The organism is Rhodococcus sp. p52, assembly GCF_000763325.2.
Classification (GTDB): Bacteria; Actinomycetota; Actinomycetes; order Mycobacteriales; family Mycobacteriaceae; genus Rhodococcus; species Rhodococcus pyridinivorans.
This window is the reverse complement of sequence record NZ_CP016819.1, coordinates 3151176-3169724: the sequence shown is the minus strand read 5'-3', so window position 1 is coordinate 3169724 and position 18549 is coordinate 3151176. Positions and strand designations below refer to the sequence as shown.

Here is an 18549-nt window from a genome sequence, read left to right as displayed (position 1 = left end):
GAGCCCCCGACGTTCTTCCGCCCGCTCGACCCCCGAGGAGACTTCCATGACCTTCCAGCCCGGACTGCGTGAGTCGGCCACCTTCGACCGCAACGTCATCCACGAGATCCAGCGCGCCGCCGCGACCGGCATCTACGACATCCGCGGCTGGGGTGCCAAGCGCAAGGTTCCCCACTTCGACGACCTGCTCTTCCTCGGCGCGTCCATGTCGCGTTACCCACTCGAGGGCTACCGCGAGAAGTGTGAGACCGACGTCGTCCTCGGCGACCGCAACGCGAAGTACCCGCTGCACCTCGACATCCCGGTCACGATCGCCGGAATGAGCTTCGGTGCGCTGTCCGGTCGCGCGAAGGAGGCCCTCGGGCGTGGCGCCAGCGAGGTCGGCACGTCCACCACCACCGGCGACGGCGGCATGACCCCGGAAGAACGTGGGCAGTCCAAGCACCTCGTCTACCAGTACCTTCCGTCGCGATACGGCATGAACCCCGACGACCTCCGCAAGGCCGACGCCATCGAGGTCGTGCTCGGCCAGGGCGCCAAGCCCGGTGGCGGCGGCATGCTCCTCGGGCAGAAGATCACCGAGCGGGTCGCGGGGATGCGTACCCTGCCGGTGGGCATCGACCAGCGCAGCGCGTGCCGGCACCCCGACTGGACCGGCCCCGACGACCTCGCCATCAAAATCCTCGAACTGCGCGAGATCACCGGCTGGGAGAAGCCGATCTACGTCAAGGTCGGCGCGACCCGCACCTACTACGACGTCAAGCTCGCCGTGAAGTCCGGCGCCGACGTCGTGGTGGTCGACGGGATGCAGGGTGGCACCGCTGCCACCCAGGACGTCTTCATCGAGCACGTCGGCATCCCGACCCTGGCCGCGCTCCCCCAGGCGGTGCAGGCCTTGCAGGAGATGGGTGTGCACCGCACCCCGGGCGGCGTGCAGCTGATCGTCTCCGGCGGTATCCGCTCCGGCGCCGACGTTGCCAAGGCGATGGCCCTCGGCGCGGACGCCGTCGCCCTCGGCACGGCCGCGCTGATCGCCCTCGGCGACAACGATCCGAAGTACCAGGCCGAATACGAGAAGCTGGGCTCCGCAGCCGGTTTCTACGACGACTTCCAGGACGGCAAGGCCCCCGCCGGCATCACCACGCAGGATCCCGACCTGCAGGCCCGCTTCGATCCGGTAGAGGGTGGCCGCCGCCTCGCGAACTACCTGCGGGTGCTCACCATGGAGGCCCAGACCATCGCCCGGGCGTGCGGCAAGTCGCACCTGCGCAATCTCGAACCGCAGGACCTCGTCGCGGTCACGATGGAGGCCGCCGCGATGGCTCGGGTGCCCCTGGCCGGCACCGACTGGATCCCCGGCCGCAGCGCCTTCTGACCGTGGCGACAGGCCTGCCACCGCACTTCCCGAGAGGACACAAGATATGACCGCCTTCGACACGCTCTGGGCATCGATCCTGGATGTCGGTAAGCATCCGACGACCGGAGGCTATCGTCGATTCGCTTGGAGCGAAGCAGATCTCACTCTCCGCGAGTGGTTCCGCGGCTGCGCCGCCGAGCGCGGCATGGACGTCGAAGAGGACCGGAACGGGAACCTGTGGGCGTGGTGGCTCCCCGTCGGCTGGGAAGGCGATCCCACCGACGCCTTCGTCACCGGTTCGCACCTGGACTCGGTGCCCGACGGCGGCGCGTTCGACGGACCACTGGGCGTGGTCTCGGCGTTCGCCGCGGTCGATCTGGTCCGTGAGCGCGGCATCGTCCCGACCGTGCCGATCGCGATCACCGCGTTCTCCGACGAGGAGGGTGCCCGCTTCGGTGTGGCTTGCGTGGGCAGTCAGCTCACCACCGGGGCGCTCGCTCCGCAGCGTGCGCTCGGCCTGCGTGATCGTGACGGAATAACGTTGGCCGAGGCCATGACCCGCGCCGGTCGTGTGCCCGAACACATCGGCACCGACCCCACCCTCGTCGACCGGGTCGGGGTGTACGTCGAACTTCACGTCGAACAGGGCCGGGCCCTCGACCTCGTCGATGCACCGGTCGCGGTCGCGTCGTCGATCTGGCCGCACGGCCGATGGCAGTTCACCTTCACCGGTGAGGCCAACCACGCCGGAGCCACGCGCCTGGTGGACCGCCGCGACCCGATGCTCGCCTACGCCTCGTCGGTGCACAGCGCCCGCTCGTGTGCCGCGGCGGCCGGTGCGGTCGCCACCTTCGGCAAACTCGAGGTGCTGCCCAACGGGGCCAACGCGATCCCCTCCGAGATCAAGGCCTGGCTCGACGCTCGCGCCGCGGACGAGGAGACCCTGACGACGCTGGTCGCCGAGATCGAGGCCGAGGCCCGCAAGCACTGCCTGCCGGACGAGATCGGACTCGATGTCTTCGCCGAATCGATCACCCCGATCGTCGAGTTCCCGGCCGGACCGCGCGAACGGTTGCGCCGCGCGCTGTCGCATCTCGGGGACATCCCGGTACTGCCCACCCAGGCGGGACACGACGCGGGCATCCTCTCGGAGAAGGTTCCCACCGCAATGTTGTTCGTGCGCAACCCCACCGGTGTCTCGCATTCACCGCACGAGTTCGCCGAGGCCGACGATTGCAACATCGGAGCGCAGGCGCTGGCCGACATCATGGCGGACTGGACGACGGGCAGTTAGGTGGCCGCGCAGGTGATCCGGTCCGGCGAGCGGCGGCGGGTGCCCTGGCGCAACGGCGCCGGGATCACGGAGGAGGTCGCGACCGGACCCGACGGCCCCTCCGGCCGTCCACTGTGGCGGATCAGCGTGGCCGAGCTGGGCTCCGAGCCCAGCGAGTTCTCGGCCTTTCCCGGCACGGAACGGATCTTCACCGTCATCGGTGAGCACGGCGCCGACCTCGACTCGGGCCACGGACCCCGTTCGCTGGATCCGTGGCGTCCACACTCGTTCGCCGGTGAGGACGCGCCCCACTGCGTCCCCCCAGGCGCCACCCGTGCATTCAATGTCATGACCGAGCGCGGGGGCGCCACTGCGGCCGTCGGGTACTTCGCGCTCGACACGGTGTGCGACACCGCCGCAGATGGTGTCACGGCCCTCTACGTGCGATCGGGCTCGGTGCAGGCCGGTACCGAACGAGCTGCGCCCGGGGACTGCGTCCTGATCCGCGGCGAGGCCGTCACCCTACGAGGCTCGTCGGCCACCGGACTACTGGTCCGCATCGAACCCACTTCCTCCCTCTGACATCGACTCCCCCACCGACCTCCTGATTCGGAGGCCGACCGAACAAAGGATCCTCAGGTGACGGACACGACCAAGTTTCTGATCGTCGGCGGCGGCCTCGAAGGCCTGGCCATCGCCTACTCCCTCGCCGACCGCGGCGAAACCGACGTCCTCGTCCTCGAGCGCGACACCCTCTGCTCGGGCATGACCGGTAAATCGAGCGGCGTCGTGCGGTGCCACTACGGCACCCCTTCGCTGGCCGCGATGTCCTGGTACGGCGTCGATATTTTCACCAGGGCGACCGAAATCTTCGGCGACGACATGGCATTCCGCCGGTGCGGTTACGTCGTCGGTGTCGCGGAGAACAACGTCAAGCCGCTCGAGGCGAACATCGAGATGATGCAGGGCCTGGGCATCGCCACCGAACTCATCTCCCACGACAAGATGGCCGAACTGTGGCCGGGCCTGAACCTCGACGATTTCGCCCTGTTCGCCTACGAACCGCTCGGCGGTCGCGGCGAGGCCTACATGGCGGGAATGGCGTTCGGTGCAACGGCACGTCGGATGGGCGTGAAGATCCGACAGAGCACCCCGGTGGTGTCGTTGCTGCAGAACGCCGCGGGCCGGGTCTACGGCGTCACTCTCGCCGACGGGTCCGAGGTGCACGCCGAGCAGGTCGTCGTCGCGGCGGGACCGTGGACGCCGGCACTCGTCGCCGGTGTCGGCGTCGACATCGACGTCCGGGCGCAGCGCGCGCAGTTGGTTCTCGTCGACCAGGGTGTCCCGACCCCGGAGGTGCCCGTGCTGTCCGATCTGGCGGGTCTGCAGTACATCTGCCGTGAGCCGAACGGTGAACTCCTGGTGGGCAATTCCGATCATCAAACGCCGCAGTACATCGATCCCGACAAGTACGTGAACCGCGCCGACGACTCGACGATCGAGAAGAACATCATGAAGCTCGGCAACCGCCTTCCCGACATGCCGGACCCGCGGATCACCAGTTCGTACGTCGGTGCCTACGACGTCACCGAGGACTACAACCCCGTCATCGGTCCGGCACCGGTCGAGGGTCTGTTCCTGGCGACGGGATTCTCCGGGCACGGATTCAAGATCTCCCCCGCGGTGGGCAAGCTGGTCGCCGACCTGCTGATCGACGGGAAGACCGACCTTCCGAACGTGAACCCGGACGACTTCCGTTTCTCCCGCTTCGAGGAGGGTGATCTGCTCCTGAGTCTCAACCCCTACGAAGGCGCCGGCGAGATGCGCTGATCCCCACCTACTCAGCACTCGTGCCCTCCACGGACCCGGCCGGATCCCTGTCGTCCGGATCTGTGGAGGGCACCGCCATGTCTGCATTGCGGCGTTCACCACCGGTGGACACACGCTACGCTGACGAGATGGCCAGCCCAGATCGTCCCGTCTTGTACGACGATTCCGGACGCGAAGTTCCGCGCGGCACCCCGACGGGTGTGGATCTCGAGCGCGCGATCGCCCACCAGGTGCGGTCGTTGCGGCTGGCCAGCGGCCTGTCCGTCGGCGACATGGCCGCGAAGGTGGGGATCTCCAAGGCGATGCTCTCGAAGATCGAGAACGCCCAGACCTCGTGCAGTCTGTCGACGCTCGCCCGGCTCGCCGTCGGCCTCGACGTCCCCGTCACCTCGCTCTTCCGGGGCGCGGACGCGCACCGCGACGCGGTGTTCACCAAGAACGGGCACGGCGCCGAGATCGTCGGTCGCGGTACGCGGGTGGGCCATCACTACGAACTGCTCGGCGCGCTGCGGGGACAGCACAAGAGACTCGAACCGGTGCTGGTGACCCTCACCGATGCGAGCGACGTCTTCCCGCTCTTCCAGCATCCCGGCACGGAATTGCTGTACATGCTCGAGGGCGAGATGCTCTACGGCCACGGCGATTCCGAGTACCACCTGCAACCGGGCGACGCCCTGCTCCTCGACGGCGAAGGGTTGCACGGACCGAACGAGCTGCTGAAGCTGCCCATCCGGTTCCTCGCCGTCACGGCGTATCCCGACAATCACCAGCCGTGAACGACCGGCAACCGTGAACACGACGGAGCCCTCACCGCCCGGTGCGGTGAGGGCTCCTGCCGTTCGATCGGTGAAGCTCGCCGGTCAGGACTTGGGCACGATCACGTCGCGATCCTCGGCGAACGCCTCGGGACGCAGCGTCGACGGACCGGTGGGTGAGAACGAGTCCATCACGTAGGCCGTCTCCCCATGGACCGGGACGTCGATGCCCCGCATCTCCGTCTCGGTGTCGACCCGGATGCCCATGATCTTGTCGAGCGCCTTCGCGATCAGGAAGGTCACCGCGAACGAGTAGGCGAACACCGCGGCCATCGCGACGATCTGGCGTCCGAGGAAGTCGATCCCGCCGCCGAAGAACAGACCGTCGACACCGGCCGGCGCGGCGGCCGTCGCGACGAAGGCGATGAGGGTGGTGCCTACGACGCCGCCCATGAGGTGGATGGCAACGACGTCGAGTGAGTCGTCGTAGCCCATGCGGAACTTCCAGCTCACGGCGAAGCAGCCGACGGCACCGGAGACCACGCCGATCAGCAGGGCACCGAGCGGGGACACGAGGCTCGCTGCGGGCGTGATGCCCACGAGTGCGGCGATCACGCCCGAGATGGCACCGAGCGTCGTCGCGTGCTTCTCCTTGATGCGTTCGACGATCAGCCAGCCGAGCAGGCCGGCCATCGCGGCGACGAGCGTGTTGAGGACGACGACACCGGCCGTGTGGTTGGCGCCGCCCGCCGAACCGCCGTTGAAGCCGAACCAGCCGAACAGCAGGATTCCGCCACCGAGCACGACGAGGGGCAGGTTGTGGGGACGTGCCACGTGCGGGAATCCACGGCGGCGACCGAGTGCGATGGCGAGTGCCAGCGCCGCGACACCCGAGTTCATGTGCACGGCGGTGCCGCCGGCGAAGTCGTGGGCGGCGAGCGTGTTGGCGATCCATCCGCCCTTCGTGCCCGCTTCCTCGTCGTCGAAGGCGAAGACCCAGTGCGCGACCGGGAAGTAGACGAGGACGACCCAGATGCCCGAGAACACCAGCCACGCCGAGAACTTCATCCGGTCCGCGACACCACCGGCGATGATCGCCACCGTGATGCCTGCGAAGAGGAGGTGGAAGGCCGCGGTCAGTGCGGCGGGCATCCCTCCGTCCGGGTCCTCCTCGAGCAGCGAGCCCAGACCGATGTCGGTGAAGGGATCGCCGATGAGGCCGAGGCCCCCGACGCTGTCACCGAGCACGGCGGCCGGACCGAACAGCACCCACAGGACGGCTGTGACGGCGAATCCACCGAACACCATCATGATCATGTTGAGCGCGCTCTTGACTCCGAGCATGCCGCTGTAGAACAGCGCCAGGCCCGGAACCATCAGTACGACTGCTGTGAACGCCGCCAAAACCCAGGCGGTATCGGCGGCCGCGAGTGCCTGTTCCATATAAGTCCACCCTGTTCGATCCCGGGGTTCACGACCCCTACGTCAGTCGGTGACCCACATTCATCACCGTCCCCTGAGAGTGGACCCACTCTGTAATGTCCCTGCGAGGCGCGGGTGAACTTCGTGTAACGCCACCGCAGTTCACCGGACGGGGATGCCGTTGCGTCCGGGCAGGCAGTATGGAGGACGAGACGCCACATCCCGCGGTGTGCACAACCTGTGCCACCCGGGTATCCCTGCCCTGCCCGGGTTCCGCGGGAACGACGGCTCGAACCGCTGCACGCATCTGGGAGGTAGACGATGGGACGGGTCACGACACGTCGACCGGTACTGCGCATCACTGCGGACAGGGCGACGCGACGTCCCGACACCCTCGCCGTCGAGGAACCGCTCGAGATCAGGGTCGGCGGTGAGTCGCTCACCATCACGATGCGCACCCCCGGTCACGACGTCGATCTCGTCCACGGATTCCTGCTGGCCGAAGGGATGATCGGCAGTCGCGAGGACATCGCCGCCGTTCGCTACTGCGACGGGGTGGACGAGAGCGGCGCCAACACCTACAACGTTCTCGACGTCGCCCTCGCGCCCGGCGTCACCGTCCCCGAAGGGACGGGGCGACGCGCATTCACGACGACCTCCGCGTGCGGGGTGTGCGGGAAGAACTCGCTCGACGAGGTGCGCACGCGCACGCGATATCCACTGAAGGATGCCGGCACCACCTCTATCGGAAGGCACACCCTCACCGAACTGCCCGACACGCTGCGTCGGCACCAGCAGGTCTTCGAGTCGACCGGCGGTCTGCACGCGGCCGCACTGTTCACCCCCGACGGGGCGCTGCTGGCCCTGCGCGAGGACGTCGGCCGGCACAACGCCGTCGACAAGGTGATCGGCTGGGCCCTGACCGACAACCGGGTGCCGCTCTCGCACAGCGTGCTCATGGTGAGCGGACGCGCCTCGTTCGAACTCGTGCAGAAGGCGGTCATGGCCGGGATCCCCGTGCTCGCGGCGGTCTCGGCGCCGTCGTCGCTGGCCGTCGATCTCGCCGCGGAGTCCGACCTCACCCTCGTGGGCTTCCTCCGCGGCGACACGATGAACGTCTACACCGTCCCCGAACGCATCAAGACCGACTGATCGGCGGCATCAACCGCACGTGCCGTCCTGCGCCTCGCCCGCGCGTACTCCGTCGACGAACGCCCGCACGTCGTCGACGGACTCCTCGAGTACCGCTCGGTGATCGGCTCCGTCGTATACCCGATAGCTCAGGTCGGCTCCGTTGCCGCACAGCGCCGCGGTCACCTGATCGGTGACCGGACGCAGTACCAGCGCGTCGTCGCTTCCCTGCACGACGAGCGTCGGCACCCTCAGGGTGAGCGGTTCGACCTCCTGACCGGCGTAGTACTCACGGAGCGGTTCGAGGTCCGCATCCGGAGCGAACACCTGATCCACCGGTACCGTGCTCGCCACCTCGCGGATGTCGTCCATGCACCCGGTGCGCGCGGCGTCGAGCAAGGGGCGCGAGGCGTCGGTGAGCATCGCGTCGGCGTCGATGCTCGGGTCCGCCGCCTGCGCTCCGAGCAGCAGCACCGGCAGGAACCCGAGCGCCGGACCGATCGCGGGTCCGGCGCTCGCGTAGTACTCGGCCGTCTCACTCGTGCGACTGCCCGGGGCGAAGGCGACCGCGCCCTGCAGTTCGAGTTCAGGGGCGCGTTCCGTGCCACGAGCCGCCGCATACAGCGCGGCGTGCCCGCCCTGACTGTGTCCCATCGCGATCCATCGGGTGCCGATAGCCGGATCGAGTTGACGAGCGGCACGCACGATGTCGACGACACTGTCGGCTGCGCTGTCTCCGTTCATGTAGGGATGTCCGCCCGGTGTGCCGAGGCCTTCGTAGTCGGTCTGGACCACGGCGTAGCCGTCTGCGACCCACCGGTCGAGCATGGCAGTCGTCCTGCTGATGTAGGAGTGGGCGGGACCACCGGGGGTGTCGGCGGACGGCGCACAGGCGTCACCGACCCCGGTGGTGCCGTGCGCCCAGCTGATCACGGGCCAGCCTCCGGCGGGCGCTTCTCCCTCGGGGATCGCGACCGTGCCCGAAACGAGGGTGGGGCGCCGATCGGCACCATCGGACAGGTAGGTGATCAGATGCGTTCGCGACGCGCTGGGAAGCGCCGCCGTACCGGTGAGGGTGCGTTCGGTGACGAGGGAGCCGGGTCCCCCGGCAGTCTCCTCGGCGTCGTCGCCGAAGTCGGAGCAGGACGTGATGCCGAGCATCGACGCTGCGGCGAGTACTGCCATCACACGCCGGGAAGTACGAGAGAGCATGAATCCTCCGTTGGGATGTCAGTCCACGTTCGGCGCTCACTGCACGCCGTTGACGTGGCTACCGCCGTCGACGAACAGCGTGTTGCCTGTGGGATAGCGGGAGTCGTCGCTCGCGAGAAAGGCTGCGACCGTGCCGATGTCGTCGAGAGGGTCGCCGATGCGGCCCATCGGGTTCGCCGCGACCTGCGTGGCGGCCATCTGCGGGTCGGCCGCCGCCACCCGTCTGTATGCCGCGCTCGGCACGCCGGGGCAGATCACGTTGCAGCACACCAGTTTCGATGCCCATTCCCGAGCCGCAGTACGGTCGTGCTGCGCAGTGCCGAATTCGCGCACCGCGGCATCCACCATGGCGTGCACCTGTGCGCGGTCGGTGACGTCGGTCGGGACGAAATCCGCGGCCGATCCCCATCCCGGCGCCGGTGACGATCGCCACCCGCCCGTCCAACTTCCCGATGCCGTTCCTTTCCGATACGACGGCGTGTGCGGCGCAGGCCGTCAGCGAGGACGGGGAACCGTCCTGTCGATGAACAGCGCTTCCACGGACACGCACACCGTGCCGTCCGCGGTCCTGATCTCGCCGACCGTGTTGATCTTGCGGCCGTCCTGCTCGACCAGACGACCGGTGATCGTCAGCGGCTCGAACAGTGGGGGCGGCCGGTGGTACCGCACGTTGAGCTGTGCGGTGGCGCCGCTGCGCCCGGCCCAGGCGTTCGCCACACCCAGCGTGTGATCGAGCAGGAGGGCGGAGACTCCGCCGTGCACGTGCCCGGGCGGGCCCTGGTACGGGAAGGTCAGTTCGACGACGCCTTCCACCGATCCGTCTTCGCGACCGGCCAACACCAGCGGCGGAGCGAGCGCGTTCTCCGGACCGGTGACCGGATCGTGCCGGGTGACGCCCTCCCCGTGCCACATGTCGATCAGTCGCTCCCGCACTTCGGGAGCGTGCTCCTCGAGGTGCTCGGCGATATTGTCGAGCTCTTCGGCGACCCGCTCGAGATTCGCGTTGCCACGGTCGGTGCGCAGCAACGCGTCCACCACGCGCCGCGCGGCGGCGGTGGCGCGGTCGACGGCGGTGTCCTGCGGTGCCGAGGTCAGAACCGTACCGTCGGGCGCGTGTTCGACGACGGGGTGGGTGTCCGGGTCGACTCTCATCGACTCTCCATCGTGGCGTGGGTGAGCACCGGTTGCCCGTCGCGCTCGGGACATGTGGCGAGCAGGGTGAGGGTGTCGTCGTCTCGCCAGACCTCCGTCTCGATCGTCTCCCCGGGGTACAGCGTGCCGGCGAAGCGGACCGAGAACGACCGGACCCGGGTCGGGTCTCCACCGAGCACACCGTCGACGACGGCCTTGCACACGACACCGTACGAGGCGAGTCCGTGCAGGATCGGCCGATCGAAACCGGCTGTCTTCGCGAATTCGGGATCCGCGTGCAGCGGGTTCATGTCGGCACTGAGCCGGTACACCAGTGCCTGTTGCGTGCTCGTAGGTGACACCAGGGTCTTGTCGGCGTCCCGTTCCGGCACTGCGTTCGACACATGGGGCCCGGCGTCTCCGCCGAAGCCGCCCTCACCGCGCGCCCAGATCTGCATCGCACTGGTCCACAACGGGTTTCCGTCGGCATCCACTGCGGACTGTTCGAGCACGATCACGGCGGCCTTGCCCTTGTCCCACACATCGGAGATGCGAGACGAGACGGTCGCCGAACCCGAGATCGGGATCGGGGCGTGCACGGTGACAGACTGGCCACCGTGCAGGATCCTGCGCAGGTCGATGTCGATTCCCGGCAGGCTCAGTCCGGCCTGTGTCACCGCACCGGCAGAGACACCCTGACCGGCGACCATCGCGAAGGTCGGCAGGACCCGCAGGTCCTTCTCGTACACCCACCGCAGTTCGGCGGGATCGAGCGAGTCGACACCCGCACCCAGACCGAGGTGGTAGAGGATCACATCGCGTTCGGTCCACGAGGCATCGCGGACGGTGGGCGCAGCGGAGAGCGCGACATCGGTATCGATGGGCATGGGGCGTCACTTTCCGGGCTCGGGATCGCGGGGCAGGCCGAGAAGCCTCTCACCGATGATGTTCAGCTGGACGTTGGTCGTCCCACCGGCGATGGACATGCACTGCACGTTGAGGAACATGTGGGTCGCCGAAGTTCGGTCCTGGTCGTCGAGCAACGACGCAGTACCGGCCCAGTCCATCGCGGTCTCCCAGACCTGCTGGAGGTGCTCGACGCCGAGGAGCTTGGCGACGGAGGATTCGGCACCCGGCTGTGCACCGGCCAGGGAGCGGAGAGCGGTGCGCAGACCCATGAGGCCACCGGACGCGGCATCGCCGAGAACCTTGCCGAGGACGGTGAGTTGTTCGTCGTCCGGCCCACCGGGCATACCGTTCGCGAGCGCCATGAGGGTCTCGCAGCCGGCACCGAAAGTCGAATCGTGCGAGAGGGAGACGCGTTCGTTCGCGAGGGTGGTACGGGCGAGCTTCCATCCGTCCCCGGGCTCGCCGACGAGGCACTCGTCGGGCACGAACACGCCGTCGAGGAACACCTCGTTGAACAAGGCTTCGCCGGTGATCTCCCGCAGCGGCCGGATGTCGAGCCCCTCGGTGTTCCTGATGTCGATCAGGAAGTAGGACAGGCCTTTGTGCTTGGGCGCTTCCGCGTCGGTGCGGGCGAGGCAGATGCCCCAGTCCGCGACCCGCGCCATCGACGTCCACACCTTCTGGCCATCGAGCCTCCATCCGCCGTCCACCTTGACGGCCTTGGTGGACAGGCCCGCAAGGTCGGACCCGGCGCCGGGCTCGGAGAAGAGCTGACACCACACGAGATCCCCGCGCAGCGACTGCGGGACGAATCGCTCGATCTGCTCGGTACTGCCGTGCGCGATCAGGGTCGGCACCACCCAGTTGCCGATGATCATGTCGTGCGGTTCGAGTTCGGCGGCGCGCAGTTCCTCGGCGACGACGAGTTGCGTGACGGCGTCGGCGGCCTTGCCCCACGGTTCCGGCAGATGGGGAGCGGTGTAGCCCTTCTCCGCCAGATACGCCTTCCGCGCTGCGTTCTCCAACGACTTCGCCGGCTCGAGTTCGGCACGGACGTCGGCGCGGATCCGTTCCGCCTCGGGCGGAAGATCGACGCTCAGCACGCGGCGGGCACCGTCGAGCGTGAGGTGGGCGACCCGGCGCCGCCACGACGCCGTGGAGCCGAGCAGGATCCGGAGCGACTGAGCGCGCCGCATGTACAGGTGGGCGTCGTGCTCCCAGGTGTAGCCGATACCGCCGAGCACCTGGATGCAGTTCTTGGTGACCTGGAAGGCGGCCTCCGGGGCGATGGACGCGGCAACTGCGACGGCGAGCGACGCCTCGTCGTCCGACACGTCCTCGGCATGCGCACGGGCAGCATCCCAGGCCACGACCCGGGCCTGTTCGGTATGGCAGAGCATCCGGGCGACGGTGTGCTTGACACCCTGGAACTGTCCGATGACACGGCCGAACTGCTTGCGGACCCGCGCATAGTCCGCGGCGGTGGTGGTCGCCCAGTCCGCGAGACCGGCGGCCTCGGCGGCGAACAAGGTCGCGGCGATATCGACGATCCGATGCGGGTCCGATCTCAGCACGTCCCCGTCGGACAACCTCAGGGCGCTCACGGTGATCTCGGCGTTGCGGCGGATCACGTCGTAGCTGGGCAGGTTCGTGACCTCGACCCGGTCACGGGTCACGACGACGAAGACCCGCTCACCACCGTCGTCGGCCGCGAGCAGGAACACATCCGCGACCTGGCCGCCGAGGGCGACACCGGAGGTTCCCGAGAGCGTGACGGAATCGCCGTCGCGCTCCACGCGCAGGTCCCCCGGCTGCAGGGCGACCGCACCGAACAGCGAACCGTCCGCGAGCCCGTCGAGTTCGCTGCGACGGCCGGCCTCGTCGAGGACCGCGGACACGATCGCGGTCGGAAGGAACGGGCCCGGCACCATGGCCCGTCCGAGTTCTTCTGCGACGATCGCCGTTTCGAGTAGTCCGAAACCGGCGCCTCCGACCTCTTCGGGCAGGTGCAATCCCAGCATGCCGAGTTCGGCGAACGAGCTCCAGTACGTCGGGCGGGCTTCCGTCTTCGCTTCGACGGCCGTGCGGATCACGTCGGGTGTGGCGTGTCGTGCCGCCCAGCCGCGTACGGAATCACGGAGCTCGCGGTCCTCGTCGCTCAATCCCAGAGTCATGATCGGGTCCCTTCGGATAGCAGAATGTCCGGCGTCAGATGCGCTCGATGATGGTGGCGGAGGCCATCGCGCCACCCGCACACATCGTGACCAGCGCAGTCGAACGGCCCGAGCGCTCGAGTTCGTGCAGGGCACTGGTGATCAGTCGCGAGCCGGTGGAACCGACGGGGTGGCCGAGCGCGATGGCGCCGCCGTTGACGTTGACCTTGCTCATGTCGGCCCCGTGGACCTGCGCCCAGGACAACACGACCGAAGCGAAGGCTTCGTTGATCTCGACGATGTCGATGTCGGACAAGGACATTCCGGTGCGCTCGAGTACCGCGCGCGTCGCGTCGATAGGGCCGTCGAGGTGGTAGTACGGGTCCGAACCGACGAGCGTCGACGCGAGGATACGGGCACGTGGCCGCAGACCCGACTCGCGCGCCTTGTCCTCACTCATCAGCAGTACGGCGGCCGCGCCGTCGCTGACCTGGGAGGAGTTTCCGGCGGTGTGGATTCCGTTCTCGATGACCGGCCGGAGACCGGCGAGTCCTTCCGCGGTGGTTTCGCGAAGACCTCCGTCACGCGTCACGGTCGCGATCTCACCGGTGGGCTCGCCCTCCTTGGTCACGACCGGCGCCTGCACCGGGACGATCTCGCGGTCGAAGCGCCCCTCGGCCCACGCGGCTGCGGCGCGACGCTGCGACTCGAATCCGAGAGCATCGACATCGTCACGTTTGATGCCGCGCTTGTGGGCGATCCGTTCGGCGGAGGTGAACTGGTCGCCCATGTCGATCGACCAGTCGTCCGGATAGGGGTTGCCGGTGCCCGGGGCGTTTGCCTGGCCGAGGAACACGCGGCTCATGACCTCGACGCCGCATCCGATTCCGGCGTCGATCTGCCCGGACGCGATCAGGCCCGCCACCATGTGGACCGCCTGCTGCGACGAACTGCACGCGCAGTCGATGGTCGTCGCCGCGGTCGTGTACGGGAGACCTGCGTGGAGCCAGGCCTGCCGGGTCACGTTGTTCGACTGTTCCCCCGCCTGGGTGACGGCGCCTCCGACGAGCTGACCGATCTGGTCGGCGGGGAGGCCGGTGCGGTCGAGAACGGCCTTCTGGGCGGCACCGAGCAACACCGCGGGGTGGACCCCGGCCAGCTGTCCGCGGCGACGACCGATCGGTGTCCGCGCGGCCTCCACGATGACGACCTTGCTCATGCCTACTCCCAGCTCTCGAAGATATTGAAATTTATTCTAGTGACGGTGACCGCAGTTTCCTGCGCAGTCCCAACGAGCGGGACGGACCTTGCGGAATGCGGTCTTCGAGAATTGCCCGTCAACGCGTACCGGCGGGCAGATCGCCCAGCAGAAGGTCGCACGCGACGCGCAGATCGGACTCCACCTCGGGGATCGATATCCGCCCGTTGAGCGCGGACTGGACGAGACCGAACCACAGCGCCACGACCAACCGCACGACGGTCGCGTCCCGCACCGTGGGTTCCGCGATACCCGCGGCGGCCAGGAGCAGTCCGTCGAAGTGCTGGTCGATCTTCGCCACGTCGGGAATGGTGGCGGCGTTCGACGACGCGGCGGATCGGATCATCGCGTTCGCCAGTAACGGAGTGCGCACGAGCGCCCGGGTGGCCTGCAGCAACGCGTCGTATACGACGTCGACAGGCGACGAGGACGACTGCGAGCGCCTGGAGAGGTGGATTCCCATCCGATCGATCCGATCCACCATGACCGCGACGAACAGATGGGTCTTGGACGGAAAGTAGCGGTAGAGGGTCCCGATGGCGACGCCGGCGAGTTCGGCGACCTCCTGCATCCGAACGCGTTCGAGTTCCTTCACCGCCCCCAACTGTGCGGCAGCGTCGATGATCCGGCCGTATCGCGCATGCTGTTCCGCCGAACTCGGTTCTGCGGCGTCCCGGGCCTCCGCAAGTCTGGGCATGCTCGGTTCCTCCCCTTCACGACCGGTGGCGCATCGACCACTGCGGCGACGAACGTTCCAGGTGGGCACGTCTCGTATCCCGCCTGATCCCGGCCAGTGGGACCTGTCCAGTGGGTGGACCAACCACCACCCGAGACTAGAATGAATACTAATTCCGGCGCGGTGCACTGACGAACCGCCGCCATCGAACAGGAGACGTTTCATGGGTGAATCCGTAAGTCTGGCCGGGCGCGCGGCGGTCGTGACCGGCGCCGGGGCCGGCCTGGGCCGCGCCGAAGCCCTCGCCCTCGCCGAGGCAGGCGTCGCAGTCGTCGTCAACGACGTGGGCGACGCAGCGCACGAGGTGGCAGAGGAAATCGTCGCGTCGGGAGGCCAGGCCATCGCCGTCACCGGCGACGTGTCCGACTGGGCTCTCGGCGGTCGCCTCGTCGAGGAATCGGTCAAGGCATTCGGGTCCTTCGACATCCTCGTCAACAACGCGGGCATCATCCGCGACAAGATGATCTTCAACCTCACCGAGTCCGACTGGGACGACGTGATCCGAGTGCACCTCAAGGGCCATGCCGCCACCTCACATGCGGCGGCGGTGTACTGGCGTCAGGCGAGCAAGGCTGCGGGTGGACCGGTCTACGGCCGCGTCGTCAACACCTCGTCGGAGGCCTTCCTCTTCGGTTCCGCCGGACAGCCGAACTATTCCGCTGCGAAGGCAGGCATCACGGCACTGACACTGTCCACGGCGCAGGGGCTGGCGCGCTACGGCGTCACCGCGAATGCGATCTGCCCCCGCGCACGCACCGCGATGACCGCGGAGGCCTTCGGCGAGGCCGGCGCCACGACCGGACTCGATCCCCTGGCGCCGGAGCGCGTGGCCACCCTCGTGCGTTACCTCGCCTCGCCGGCCTCCTCGGAGATCACCGGACAGGTGTTCGTGGTGTACGGAAAAATGGTCGCGCTCATGGCAGCGCCGACCGTCGAGAACCGCTTCGACGCAGCCGGTTCGGCATTCACGGTCGAGGAACTCGACGAGCAGCTCTCGTCGTACTTCATCGGCCGCGGCCCGTACGAGACCTACGCCGCCTACAGCATCGCGGAACTCGAGAAGGTCGCACTGGCCGTCGACTGATCGCTTGACACCGCACCCACGAAGGGAGCAAACATGAGACTTGCAGACAAGGTCGCGATCGTCACCGGTGGTGCCGGAGGGATCGGACGCGGCATCGTCAGAGCATTCATGGGCGAGGGTGCCCGCGTCCTGTTCGTCGACATCGACCGGCCCGCGGGTGAAGCCCTCGAAGCCGAGGTCGGCGAAGCCGGGAAATTCCTGTACGCGGACATCTCCGACGAGTCGAGCGCCGAGACGATCGTCGCGGCGGCCGTCGAACGGTTCGGAAAGCTCGACGTGCTCGTCAACAATGCGCACGCATCCCGACAGGCGCCACTGCTCGAGACCACACAGGAGATGCTCGACCTGTCGTTCGGCACGGGCTTCTATCCGACCTTCCGATTGATGAAGGCAGCGCACGCCCAGCTCGCCGCGAACAAGGGGTCGGTGATCAACTTCGCGTCGGGAGCCGGGATCGAAGGGAGCGCCACGCAGAGTTCGTACGCCGCTGCGAAGGAAGCGATCCGGGCGATCAGCCGGGTCGCGGCGAACGAATGGGCCGCGGAGGACATCAATGTCAACGTCATCTCGCCTCTGGCACTGACCGAGGGCGTCGAGGCGTACATCGCGGCCAACCCCGGCGTCGAGGAGGCGCTACTGGCGAAGACCCCGATGCACCGCTTCGGTGACCCGCAGGCCGATATCGGCCGTGTCGCGGTCTTTCTGGCCAGTGAGGATGCGTCCTACATGACGGGCCAGACACTCATGGTCGACGGCGGGACCATCACACTGCGCTGATCCACCGACGGACCGGATTCGACCGCCAAAGACGACGAGCGCCTCGGCACTTTCGTGCCGAGGCGCTCGTGCAGTTCCGAAGGGTCTTCGGAATCAGGCGGTCTTGTCGCGCCGTTCCCGATCGGTCTTGCGCGGCACGATCGTCGGAAGGACGTTGTCGTTGACGGTCTCGGCGGTGACCACGACCTTGGCGACGTCGTCGCGGCTGGGGATGTCGTACATCACGGGCAGGAGCACCTCCTCCATGATGGCGCGGAGCCCGCGGGCGCCGGTGCCACGGAGGATCGCCTGGTCGGCGATCGCTTCGAGTCCGTCCTGGGAGAACTCGAGTTCGACGCCGTCCATCTCGAACAGGCGCACGTACTGCTTGACCAGAGCGTTCTTCGGCTCCGACAGGATCTGGACGAGTGATTCCTTGTCGAGATTGGTCACCGACGCGAGGATCGGCAGACGACCGATGAACTCCGGGATCAGGCCGAACTTGATGAGGTCCTCGGGCATGACGTCGGCGAAGTGGTCGGTGGTGTCGATTTCGGCCTTCGACCGAACCTCGGCGCCGAAGCCGATGCCGCGCTTGCCGACGCGGTCGGAGACGATCTTCTCGAGACCCGCGAATGCACCCGCCACGATGAACAGCACGTTCGTGGTGTCGATCTGGATGAACTCCTGGTGCGGATGCTTGCGACCACCCTGCGGCGGGACGGATGCCTGGGTGCCTTCGAGGATCTTCAGCAGCGCCTGCTGCACGCCCTCGCCCGACACGTCGCGAGTGATCGACGGGTTCTCGCTCTTGCGGGCGATCTTGTCGACCTCGTCGATGTAGATGATGCCGGTCTCGGCGCGCTTGACGTCGTAGTCGGCGGCCTGGATGAGCTTGAGGAGGATGTTCTCGACGTCCTCACCGACGTAGCCGGCCTCCGTCAGTGCGGTGGCGTCGGCGATGGCGAAGGGCACGTTGAGCATCTTCGCGAGCGTCTGCGCGAGGTAGGTCTTGCCACAACCGGTGGGGCCGAGAAGCAGGATGTTGGACTTCGCGAGTTCGACCGTCTCACCGCGGGAGTCGCGGCCCTTGTCGCCGGCCTGGATGCGCTTGTAGTGGTTGTAGACCGCCACGGCCAGCGTGCGCTTGGCGTCGTCCTGGCCGATCACGTAGTTGTCGAGGAAGTCGCGGATCTCGGCCGGCTTGGGCAGCTCGTCGAGCTTGACCTCGCTGGTCTCGGCCAGCTCCTCCTCGATGATCTCGTTGCAGAGATCGATGCACTCGTCGCAGATGTAGACACCGGGGCCCGCAATGAGCTTCTTGACCTGCTTCTGGCTCTTTCCGCAGAAGGAGCACTTGAGCAGATCTCCGCCGTCACCGATACGTGCCATCAGTCAGGTCCCTACTTCCTCGTGTGCGTGCAACCGGTCCCGCAACCACCACACGGGGCGGTCCCGGGGAGCGGGCCCTTTGATCGACCGTACCCGGATGTCGGCGCGCAGGTCGACCGGTTCTGCGCGTTTCCGGTCATATTTGTACAC

At 67.7% G+C, this 18549-nt stretch carries 16 protein-coding genes and 1 pseudogene; 8 read left to right on the top strand and 9 right to left on the bottom strand.

Features of this window, described 5'->3' with window-relative positions; translation table 11 throughout:
* The first annotated feature begins 46 nt into the window (after positions 1–46).
* From IM25_RS14635 to IM25_RS14615, 5 genes are all read left to right on the top strand, one after another.
* Positions 47–1375, top strand: coding sequence for an FMN-binding glutamate synthase family protein (locus IM25_RS14635; protein ID WP_065996140.1), 1329 nt, complete (start codon positions 47–49; stop codon positions 1373–1375).
* Positions 1376–1421: 46 nt separating this feature from the next.
* Positions 1422–2651 carry an allantoate amidohydrolase gene (locus IM25_RS14630; RefSeq protein WP_006551157.1) on the top strand — a complete coding sequence of 410 codons (1230 nt, stop codon included), beginning with the start codon at positions 1422–1424 and terminating at the stop codon, positions 2649–2651.
* Positions 2652–3212: a HutD family protein gene (locus IM25_RS14625; protein WP_065996139.1), complete on the top strand. Its 561-nt coding sequence runs from the start codon at positions 2652–2654 to the stop codon at positions 3210–3212.
* A 57-nt stretch (positions 3213–3269) separates the two neighbouring features.
* Positions 3270–4460, top strand: coding sequence for an NAD(P)/FAD-dependent oxidoreductase (locus IM25_RS14620; RefSeq protein WP_006551155.1), 1191 nt, complete (start codon positions 3270–3272; stop codon positions 4458–4460).
* A gap of 128 nt (positions 4461–4588) precedes the next feature.
* A complete protein-coding gene (locus IM25_RS14615) occupies positions 4589–5236 on the top strand; it encodes a helix-turn-helix domain-containing protein (protein WP_024100581.1) in 648 nt (215 codons plus the stop codon).
* A gap of 84 nt (positions 5237–5320) precedes the next feature.
* Here IM25_RS14615 and IM25_RS14610 read toward each other — a convergent pair whose 3' ends face one another.
* Positions 5321–6658, bottom strand: a complete 1338-nt coding sequence (locus tag IM25_RS14610; protein WP_006551153.1) for an ammonium transporter — start codon at positions 6656–6658, stop codon at positions 5321–5323.
* Between the two features lie 300 nt (positions 6659–6958).
* Here IM25_RS14610 and fdhD point away from each other — a divergent pair, with 300 nt between their 5' ends.
* Complete coding sequence (fdhD, locus tag IM25_RS14605) at positions 6959–7789, top strand: formate dehydrogenase accessory sulfurtransferase FdhD (protein ID WP_033096463.1); 831 nt, start codon at positions 6959–6961, stop codon at positions 7787–7789.
* Positions 7790–7798: 9 nt separating this feature from the next.
* Here the strand turns inward: fdhD and IM25_RS14600 are convergent, their stop codons facing one another.
* The 7 genes and pseudogenes from IM25_RS14600 to IM25_RS14570 form a co-directional block, all read right to left on the bottom strand.
* Positions 7799–8980 carry an alpha/beta hydrolase family protein gene (locus tag IM25_RS14600; RefSeq protein WP_033096462.1) on the bottom strand — a complete coding sequence of 394 codons (1182 nt, stop codon included), beginning with the start codon at positions 8978–8980 and terminating at the stop codon, positions 7799–7801.
* A gap of 36 nt (positions 8981–9016) precedes the next feature.
* Positions 9017–9434, bottom strand: a pseudogene (locus IM25_RS14595) (SDR family oxidoreductase).
* 41 nt (positions 9435–9475) lie between these two features.
* Positions 9476–10132, bottom strand: coding sequence for a PaaI family thioesterase (locus IM25_RS14590; RefSeq protein ID WP_065996138.1), 657 nt, complete (start codon positions 10130–10132; stop codon positions 9476–9478).
* The gene (locus tag IM25_RS14585) at positions 10129–10998 is read right to left on the bottom strand and encodes a MaoC/PaaZ C-terminal domain-containing protein (protein ID WP_033096460.1); all 870 of its coding nucleotides are present in this window, start codon (positions 10996–10998) and stop codon (positions 10129–10131) included. The genes IM25_RS14590 and IM25_RS14585 overlap by 4 nt, the downstream gene beginning before the upstream one ends.
* Positions 10999–11004: 6 nt before the next feature.
* Positions 11005–13194: an acyl-CoA dehydrogenase gene (locus IM25_RS14580; RefSeq protein ID WP_033096459.1), complete on the bottom strand. Its 2190-nt coding sequence runs from the start codon at positions 13192–13194 to the stop codon at positions 11005–11007.
* Positions 13195–13228: 34 nt separating this feature from the next.
* Positions 13229–14392 (bottom strand): steroid 3-ketoacyl-CoA thiolase, encoded by a 1164-nt coding sequence (locus IM25_RS14575; RefSeq protein ID WP_033096458.1) that lies wholly within the window; start codon positions 14390–14392, stop codon positions 13229–13231.
* A 118-nt stretch (positions 14393–14510) separates the two neighbouring features.
* Positions 14511–15128 (bottom strand): TetR family transcriptional regulator, encoded by a 618-nt coding sequence (locus IM25_RS14570; protein ID WP_033096457.1) that lies wholly within the window; start codon positions 15126–15128, stop codon positions 14511–14513.
* Positions 15129–15330: 202 nt separating this feature from the next.
* On the opposite strand from IM25_RS14570, the gene IM25_RS14565 reads away from it, so the two are divergent.
* Together IM25_RS14565 and IM25_RS14560 are read left to right on the top strand one after the other, a co-directional pair.
* Positions 15331–16251: a 3-oxoacyl-ACP reductase gene (locus IM25_RS14565; RefSeq protein WP_033096456.1), complete on the top strand. Its 921-nt coding sequence runs from the start codon at positions 15331–15333 to the stop codon at positions 16249–16251.
* Between the two features lie 33 nt (positions 16252–16284).
* On the top strand, positions 16285–17028 hold the full coding sequence (locus IM25_RS14560; protein ID WP_006551143.1) for an SDR family NAD(P)-dependent oxidoreductase: 744 nt from the start codon (positions 16285–16287) through the stop codon (positions 17026–17028).
* Between the two features lie 93 nt (positions 17029–17121).
* Here IM25_RS14560 and clpX read toward each other — a convergent pair whose 3' ends face one another.
* Positions 17122–18399 (bottom strand): ATP-dependent Clp protease ATP-binding subunit ClpX, encoded by a 1278-nt coding sequence (gene clpX / locus IM25_RS14555; protein ID WP_006551142.1) that lies wholly within the window; start codon positions 18397–18399, stop codon positions 17122–17124.
* Between the last annotated feature and the right edge of the window lie 150 nt (positions 18400–18549).